The organism is Pseudomonas sp. K5002, from assembly GCF_013386655.1.
In the GTDB taxonomy this organism is placed as follows: domain Bacteria; phylum Pseudomonadota; class Gammaproteobacteria; order Pseudomonadales; family Pseudomonadaceae; genus Aquipseudomonas.
In genome coordinates, this window is sequence record NZ_JACARK010000195.1 from 859 (window position 1) to 7,644 (window position 6,786).

At 60.8% G+C, this 6,786-nt stretch carries 9 protein-coding genes; 7 read left to right on the forward strand and 2 right to left on the reverse strand.

The features are described 5' to 3' along the window. The first annotated feature begins 207 nt into the window (after positions 1–207). The 5 genes from oscA to HX846_RS10945 all read left to right on the forward strand — a co-directional run bounded on the left by oscA (position 208) and on the right by HX846_RS10945 (position 4,329). Positions 208–390: a sulfur starvation response protein OscA gene (gene oscA / locus HX846_RS10925; RefSeq protein ID WP_003170956.1), complete on the forward strand. Its 183-nt coding sequence runs from the start codon at positions 208–210 to the stop codon at positions 388–390. Positions 391–466: 76 nt separating this feature from the next. Continuing rightward, positions 467–1,477: a sulfate ABC transporter substrate-binding protein gene (locus HX846_RS10930; protein ID WP_003218143.1), complete on the forward strand. Its 1,011-nt coding sequence runs from the start codon at positions 467–469 to the stop codon at positions 1,475–1,477. A gap of 163 nt (positions 1,478–1,640) precedes the next feature. Further along, the gene (cysT, locus tag HX846_RS10935) at positions 1,641–2,459 is read left to right on the forward strand and encodes a sulfate ABC transporter permease subunit CysT (protein WP_003218141.1); all 819 of its coding nucleotides are present in this window, start codon (positions 1,641–1,643) and stop codon (positions 2,457–2,459) included. A 13-nt stretch (positions 2,460–2,472) separates the two neighbouring features. Beyond that, positions 2,473–3,345, forward strand: a complete 873-nt coding sequence (gene cysW / locus HX846_RS10940; protein WP_003218139.1) for a sulfate ABC transporter permease subunit CysW — start codon at positions 2,473–2,475, stop codon at positions 3,343–3,345. A gap of 3 nt (positions 3,346–3,348) precedes the next feature. Continuing rightward, positions 3,349–4,329 carry a sulfate/molybdate ABC transporter ATP-binding protein gene (locus HX846_RS10945; protein ID WP_003218138.1) on the forward strand — a complete coding sequence of 327 codons (981 nt, stop codon included), beginning with the start codon at positions 3,349–3,351 and terminating at the stop codon, positions 4,327–4,329. Positions 4,330–4,455: 126 nt separating this feature from the next. Here HX846_RS10945 and HX846_RS10950 read toward each other — a convergent pair whose 3' ends face one another. Continuing rightward, positions 4,456–4,980 carry a DUF962 domain-containing protein gene (locus HX846_RS10950; protein WP_003218136.1) on the reverse strand — a complete coding sequence of 175 codons (525 nt, stop codon included), beginning with the start codon at positions 4,978–4,980 and terminating at the stop codon, positions 4,456–4,458. An 83-nt stretch (positions 4,981–5,063) separates the two neighbouring features. On the opposite strand from HX846_RS10950, the gene HX846_RS10955 reads away from it, so the two are divergent. Together HX846_RS10955 and HX846_RS10960 are read left to right on the forward strand one after the other, a co-directional pair. After that, positions 5,064–5,750 (forward strand): Crp/Fnr family transcriptional regulator, encoded by a 687-nt coding sequence (locus HX846_RS10955; protein WP_003218134.1) that lies wholly within the window; start codon positions 5,064–5,066, stop codon positions 5,748–5,750. A gap of 38 nt (positions 5,751–5,788) precedes the next feature. Continuing rightward, the gene (locus HX846_RS10960) at positions 5,789–6,154 is read left to right on the forward strand and encodes a response regulator (RefSeq protein WP_003218132.1); all 366 of its coding nucleotides are present in this window, start codon (positions 5,789–5,791) and stop codon (positions 6,152–6,154) included. Between the two features lie 145 nt (positions 6,155–6,299). On the opposite strand, the gene HX846_RS10965 is transcribed toward HX846_RS10960, so the two are convergent. After that, positions 6,300–6,786, reverse strand: a 487-nt coding sequence (locus tag HX846_RS10965; RefSeq protein ID WP_178965385.1) for a helix-turn-helix transcriptional regulator, incomplete at its 5' end; no start/stop codon positions are given.

Here is a 6,786-nt window from a genome sequence, read left to right on the forward strand (position 1 = left end):
CTCCCACATTTGGATCTCCACACGGCTTTATTTCACGGGTCGTCCCGCCAAACCCCTCGCAACCCCTCGTCCCATCAGAAAATTCTTTCTGGTTATATAAACATTCTTAAATAGTATTTTTAAGAATATCCGCGCTTATCTACTATCGCCCTCACGCCGCAAGCAGTGCCGCCACTGCGAGGCACTTCTCATTTCAGGAGCACGACCATGAGCGCATCTCTACGTAGCGTTGACGGCCAGGACGAAGCAGCCATTTTGCGCGAGATCCAGAGCGCCCTGCGCGATCTGCGGTTTGGCGCGGTGGAAATCACTGTGCACAACGCCCAGGTAGTACAAATCGAACGCAAAGAGAAATTCCGTTTGCAGAACCCGGGCAACAAACCGAGCTGAGCAACACCGGCGATTCGATTGCAAGACCCGCAACTATAAGAAAAAAGCCAACACCCAAGAATTTCAGGAGCCTTCTATGTCGTCGATTCGCCGTTATGCCCTGGCAGCACTGGCCAGTGCCGTGTTTGCCGGTTCCGCTGTTGCCAAGGATTACGAACTGCTCAACGTGTCTTACGACCCCACCCGCGAGCTCTACCAGGACTACAACGCTGAATTCACCAGCTTCTGGAAGCAGTCGCACCCGGGTGACAACGTCAAGATCCAGCAATCCCACGGTGGTTCGGGCAAGCAGGGCCGCGCGGTAATCGACGGCCTGCGCGCCGACGTCGTGACCCTGGCCCTGGCCGGCGACATCGACGAAATCGCAAAACTGGGCAAGACCCTGCCGGAAAACTGGCAAACCCGCCTGCCGGACGCCAGCACCCCGTACACCTCGACCATCGTGTTCCTGGTACGCAAGGGCAACCCTAAAGGCATCAAGGATTGGGGCGACCTGATCAAGAAAGACGTGTCGGTGATCACCCCGAACCCGAAAACCTCCGGCGGCGCCCGCTGGAACTTCCTCGCCGCCTGGGCCTACGGCCTGAAAGCCGGTGGCAGCGAAGCCAAGGCCCAGGAATACGTGAAAGAGCTGTTCAAGCACGTGCCGATCCTCGACACCGGCGCGCGCGGTTCGACCATCACTTTCGTCAACAACGGTCAGGGTGACGTGTTGCTGGCCTGGGAAAACGAAGCCTTCCTGGCCCTGAAGGAAGACGGCGGCGCCGACAAGTTCGACATCGTTGTACCTTCGCTGTCGATCCTCGCCGAGCCGCCAGTGGCCGTGGTCGACAAGAACGCTGAGAAAAAGGGCAATACCGAGATCGCCACCGAGTACCTCAAGCACCTGTACAGCCCGGCTGGCCAGGAGATTGCGGCGAAGAACTTCTACCGCCCACGCGATGAGAAAGTCGCCGCCAAATACGCCCAGCAGTTCCCGAAACTGGACCTGGTGACTATCGACAAAGACTTCGGCGGCTGGAAAACTGCCCAACCGAAATTCTTCAATGACGGTGGCGTGTTCGACCAGATCTACTCGGCGCAGTAAGCAAAATCAAACTGTAGGAGCCAGCTTTCTGTGGGAGCCGGGCTTGCCCGCGATAGCATCACCTCGGTGTAACTGATACACCGAGGTGCCGGCATCGCAGGCAAGCCAGCTCCCACAGAAGCTCGCTCCTACAGTGGTATCTACCCGCTAACCAAGGACTCTTATGTCGCGTCGTATCTCCCCCGTCATACCCGGCTTCGGGCTGACGCTGGGCTACACCGTGGTGTACCTCAGCCTGATCGTACTCATCCCCCTTGCGGCGATGTTTGTACATGCCGCTCAACTCACCTGGGATCAGTTCTGGAACATCATCTCCGCACCGCGTGTGCTGGCGGCGTTGAAACTGAGCTTCGGCACTGCGTTGTATGCCGCGATCATCAACGGCGTGATCGGTACCCTGCTGGCATGGGTACTGGTGCGCTACACCTTCCCCGGGCGCAAGATCATCGATGCGATGATCGACTTGCCGTTCGCCCTGCCCACCGCCGTCGCCGGTATTGCACTCACCGCGCTGTACACGCCCACTGGCTTGGTAGGCCAGTTCGCCGCCGACCTGGGCTTCAAGATCGCCTACACCCCCCTGGGCATCACCCTCGCGCTGACCTTCGTCACGCTGCCATTCGTGGTGCGTACCGTGCAGCCGGTGTTGGCCGATATCCCCCGGGAAATCGAAGAAGCCGCCGCCTGTCTCGGCGCCAAGCCCCTGCAAGTGTTCCGCTACATCCTGGTACCGGCGCTGCTGCCTGCCTGGTTGACCGGCTTCGCCTTGGCGTTTGCACGAGGTGTCGGTGAGTACGGTTCGGTGATCTTCATCGCCGGCAACATGCCGATGAAAACCGAGATCCTGCCGTTGCTGATCATGGTCAAGCTCGACCAATACGACTACCACGGCGCCACGTCCATCGGTGTGCTGATGCTGGTGGTTTCCTTTGTCCTGCTGCTGCTGATCAACTTGCTGCAGCGGCGCATCGAACACCCATAAGGAGGCGCGGAACATGTCCCAATCGTCTATTTCCGCCGCGTCCTCGGCCAACGCTGCCCGTCGTGGCAGTGCGGTGTCCCGACGCATCCTGATCAGCCTTGGCTGGCTGGTGTTCTTCCTATTTTTGTTGCTGCCGCTGTTTATCGTGGTGTCCCAGGGCCTGAAGAATGGCCTGGGTGCGTTCTTCACCGCGATCCTTGAGCCGGACGCGCTGTCGGCATTGAAACTCACGGTGATCGCCGTGGTGATTTCGGTACCGCTCAACGTGGTGTTCGGCGTCAGCGCCGCCTGGTGCGTGAGCAAGTACTCGTTCCGTGGCAAAAGTATCCTGGTGACCCTGATCGACCTGCCGTTCTCGGTATCGCCGGTGATCGCCGGCCTGGTCTACGTGTTGATGTTCGGCGCCCAGGGCTTCTTTGGCCCGTGGCTGCAAGACCATGACATCCAGATCGTGTTCGCCTTGCCGGGCATCGTGCTGGCGACCATCTTCGTCACCGTGCCATTCGTGGCCCGTGAGCTGATCCCGCTGATGCAGGAGCAGGGCACCCAGGAAGAAGAGGCCGCGCGCCTGCTGGGCGCCAACGGCTGGCAGATGTTCTGGCATGTCACCGTGCCGAACATCAAGTGGGGCCTGATCTACGGCGTGGTGCTGTGTACCGCGCGGGCCATGGGTGAGTTCGGTGCGGTGTCGGTGGTGTCCGGCCACATTCGCGGCGTGACCAACACCTTGCCGCTGCACGTCGAGATCCTCTACAACGAATACAACCACGTCGCCGCGTTTGCCGTCGCGAGCCTGTTGCTGATCCTGGCGCTCTTCATCCTGCTGCTCAAGCAGTGGAGCGAGAACCGTATCAACCGCCTGCGCAAAAGTGCTGGTGAGGAATAAGTCATGTCGATCGAAGTCCGTAATGTCAGCAAGAATTTCAACGCCTTCAAGGCCCTGAACAGCATCAATCTGGACATCCAGAGTGGCGAGCTGGTGGCGTTGCTGGGCCCGTCCGGCTGTGGCAAGACCACCCTGCTGCGGATCATCGCCGGTCTCGAAACCCCGGATGCCGGCAACATCGTGTTCCATGGTGAAGACGTCTCCGGCCACGACGTGCGTGATCGCAACGTCGGCTTTGTGTTCCAGCACTACGCGCTGTTCCGCCACATGACCGTGTTCGACAACGTGGCGTTCGGCCTGCGGATGAAACCGAAAAACCAGCGCCCCACCGAAAGCCAGATCGCCGTGAAAGTCCACGAGCTGCTGAACATGGTGCAGCTTGACTGGTTGTCGGATCGCTACCCGGAACAACTCTCCGGCGGCCAGCGCCAGCGTATCGCCCTGGCGCGCGCCCTGGCGGTAGAGCCGAAAGTGCTGCTGCTGGATGAACCCTTCGGCGCCCTCGATGCCAAGGTCCGTAAAGAACTGCGCCGCTGGCTGGCGCGCCTGCACGAAGACATCAACCTGACCTCGGTGTTCGTGACCCACGACCAGGAAGAAGCCATGGAAGTGGCGGACCGCATCGTGGTGATGAACAAGGGCGTGATCGAGCAGATTGGCTCACCGGGCGAAGTCTACGAAAACCCGGCCAGTGATTTTGTTTATCACTTCCTCGGGGACTCCAACCGCCTGCATTTGGGGGAAGACAAGCACGTGCTGTTCCGCCCGCATGAAGTGTCGCTGTCGCGCCATGAACTGGAAGACCACCACGCGGCTGAAGTGCGTGATATTCGCCCGCTTGGCGCGACCACCCGGGTGACCCTAAAGGTCGAAGGCCAGAGCGAGTTGATCGAGGCTGAAGTGGTGAAAGACCATGACAGCCTGACCGGCCTGGCGCGGGGTGAGACGTTGTTCTTCAAGCCCAAGGTCTGGCAAAAAGCCTAAAAGCGCCGCAAAACCCATGTGGGAGCGGGCTTGCTCGCGAATGCGGTGGTTCAGTCGGTACATCCGGTGACTGACACTCCGCTTTCGCGAGCAAGCCCGCTCCCACATTTGGATCTCCAGTGTTGCTCAGGCCGTGGCGTTCTTGTGCCGCACGGCCACGGGCCCCGAGCGCTCTTCAATCTGCCGCTTCAGGTCATGCCGCAGCCCCACCAGGAACGCCAACTCCGCCACCACAAACAACGGCCCCACGATCAACCCGGACACGTCATCGACAAACGCCGGCTTGCGCCCCTCGTAGTAATGCCCCACAAACTGGATCACCCAGCCCACCACGAACATGCCGATGCCGCTGCTCAGCCACACCAGCGTGCTTTGCGCCGCCAGCACATGCCCGGCCCACACCGACAGGCCCATCAGCACCGTCATCAGCACGCCGAGCGCCAGTTCCAGGCGCAGGTAGAACCATGCCGAAAGCAGCGCCACTACCACCGCGGGCGACAGCCACAGCCCGGCCACCGTCCATTCGGGGCGTGACAGCAGCACGGCCACGGCCACCACAATCAGCGGGATGCCGATAAAGTGGCTGGCGATATTGCGCGGGTCGCGGTGGTAGGCGGCGTATTGACTGAGATGGTCGACGAGGCTTTTCATTGTTGTTCCTCCTGTAGGATGTTTGATCATGCCCTGTAGGCCCACGACACACTGTCAACTGGCCGACAATCTTCGGAGTTCGCATGGATGTAGAGAAATGGCACCCACGGCTGGCCACCGGTCACTGGTACAGCCATCTGCCTGCTGATCTACAGAATAGCTTGCTGGCCAGCGCCAGGTTGCGGCAGCTGACGGCGGGGCAATACCTGTTCAAGCGCGGCGATCCGCCGTGTGGGTTGTATGCGGTGCTGGAAGGCTCCCTGCGCATCAGCGCGGTGAACGAGCAGGGCAAGGAGGCAGTGTTGAGCCTGGCGGAGTTGCCATACTGGTTCGGCGAAATCTCATTGTTCGACGGGTTGCCCCGCACCCACGATGCCTGCGCCGTCGGGCCGTGTACGTTGCTGCAGGTACCGCAGCCGGCGTTGCTGCACATTCTTGAACAGACTCCGCGTTACTGGCGCGACATGGCCCTGTTGATGAGCCAGAAACTGCGCCTGACCTTTATCAATATCGAGCAATTGAGCCTGATGCCGGCGTCGGTGCGGGTGGCGCACCGCCTGCTGATGATCGCCGAGGGCTATGGCGACATCGAGCAGGCCCGGCAGGTGCTGCAACTGCCCCAGGAAGACCTGGCCGCGATGCTGAGCCTGTCGCGCCAGACCACCAATGCGTTGCTCAAGGACCTGCAAGGCCAGGGCATCGTGCGCCTGGGCTATGGCGAGATCGAAATCCTCGACCCGCAACGTTTGCGCGAGGCGGCGCATGCCTGAGGGTGGTAGCCTGCGTTCACGATTATTCGAGGTGTGTTATGCGCGTCCTGCTAGTGGAACACGAGTCAGAGGCGGCCGAGGCGATGGGCCGCAGTCTTGAAGAGGCCAGCTACACGGTGGAGGTGGCGGCCAATGGCATGGCGGCCCTGCGCTTTGTGGAAAGCACCGAATACGACCTGGTGATCCTGGATGTGATGCTGCCGGGGCTGAATGCCTGGAAGCTGCAGCAGGCGATCCGGTTGAAGGGTGAGACGCCGATGTTGTTTTTGACCACGCCTGACGGGATTGAAGATCGGCTGCGTGGGCTGGAATTGCATGAGGATGATTATTTGCTCAAGCCGTTTGAAGCCCGGGCGTTGGTGGCGCGGGTGAAGAAGGTGTTGCGGCGGGATCGCGGGCGCTGACTGCCACTGGCTTTTGGGGTGTTTGATCGACCGCTTTCGCGAGCAAGCCCGCTCCCACATTTGGCCGAGTACATCCTTTGGAATGCGGTCAAATGTGGGAGCGGGCTTGCTCGCGAAGAGGCCCTCGCAGCCGCCGCAACTCCAGCTACCTCAACCCATCCCGAAACTGCCCCGGCGTGATCCCGGTCCAGCGCTTGAACGCCCGGTTGAAGCTGCTGGTATCGGCAAACCCCAGCAAATGACTGATCTCCGCCAGCGAACACTCGGGATCCCGCAGATGCAGCAGCGCGAGGTTCTCCCGGCATTCGTTCAGCAGCGCATCAAACCGGCAGCCCTCATCCGCCAGATGCCGCTGCAAGCTGCGCAAGCTCAGATGCAACGCCTGGGCGATGCGCTCGGCGCTCGGCTCACCGTCAGGCAACTGCGCCTCAATGGCCGAACGCACCTTGCGTTCCCAGGTCAGCGGCCGCAGTTGCGCCAGGGTGCGCTTGAGCACGGTTTCATTGTGCTCGGCCAACTCGGGGTTGGCATCGTCCAGGTGGCTGTCAAAGTCCCGGGCCGCAAATTCCAGACGGTCTTCCTCGGCGGCAAAAAACACCGGCGCGCGAAATACCGTGTGCCACGGCTTGGGA

Coding starts and splice junctions, on each gene's coding strand:
- oscA (WP_003170956.1), top strand. CDS start 208: ATGAGCGCATCTCTACGTAGCGTTGACGGCCAGGACGAAGCAGCCATT.
- HX846_RS10930 (WP_003218143.1), top strand. CDS start 467: ATGTCGTCGATTCGCCGTTATGCCCTGGCAGCACTGGCCAGTGCCGTG.
- cysT (WP_003218141.1), top strand. CDS start 1,641: ATGTCGCGTCGTATCTCCCCCGTCATACCCGGCTTCGGGCTGACGCTG.
- cysW (WP_003218139.1), top strand. CDS start 2,473: ATGTCCCAATCGTCTATTTCCGCCGCGTCCTCGGCCAACGCTGCCCGT.
- HX846_RS10945 (WP_003218138.1), top strand. CDS start 3,349: ATGTCGATCGAAGTCCGTAATGTCAGCAAGAATTTCAACGCCTTCAAG.
- HX846_RS10950 (WP_003218136.1), bottom strand. CDS start 4,980: ATGAAAAGCCTCGTCGACCATCTCAGTCAATACGCCGCCTACCACCGC.
- HX846_RS10955 (WP_003218134.1), top strand. CDS start 5,064: ATGGATGTAGAGAAATGGCACCCACGGCTGGCCACCGGTCACTGGTAC.
- HX846_RS10960 (WP_003218132.1), top strand. CDS start 5,789: ATGCGCGTCCTGCTAGTGGAACACGAGTCAGAGGCGGCCGAGGCGATG.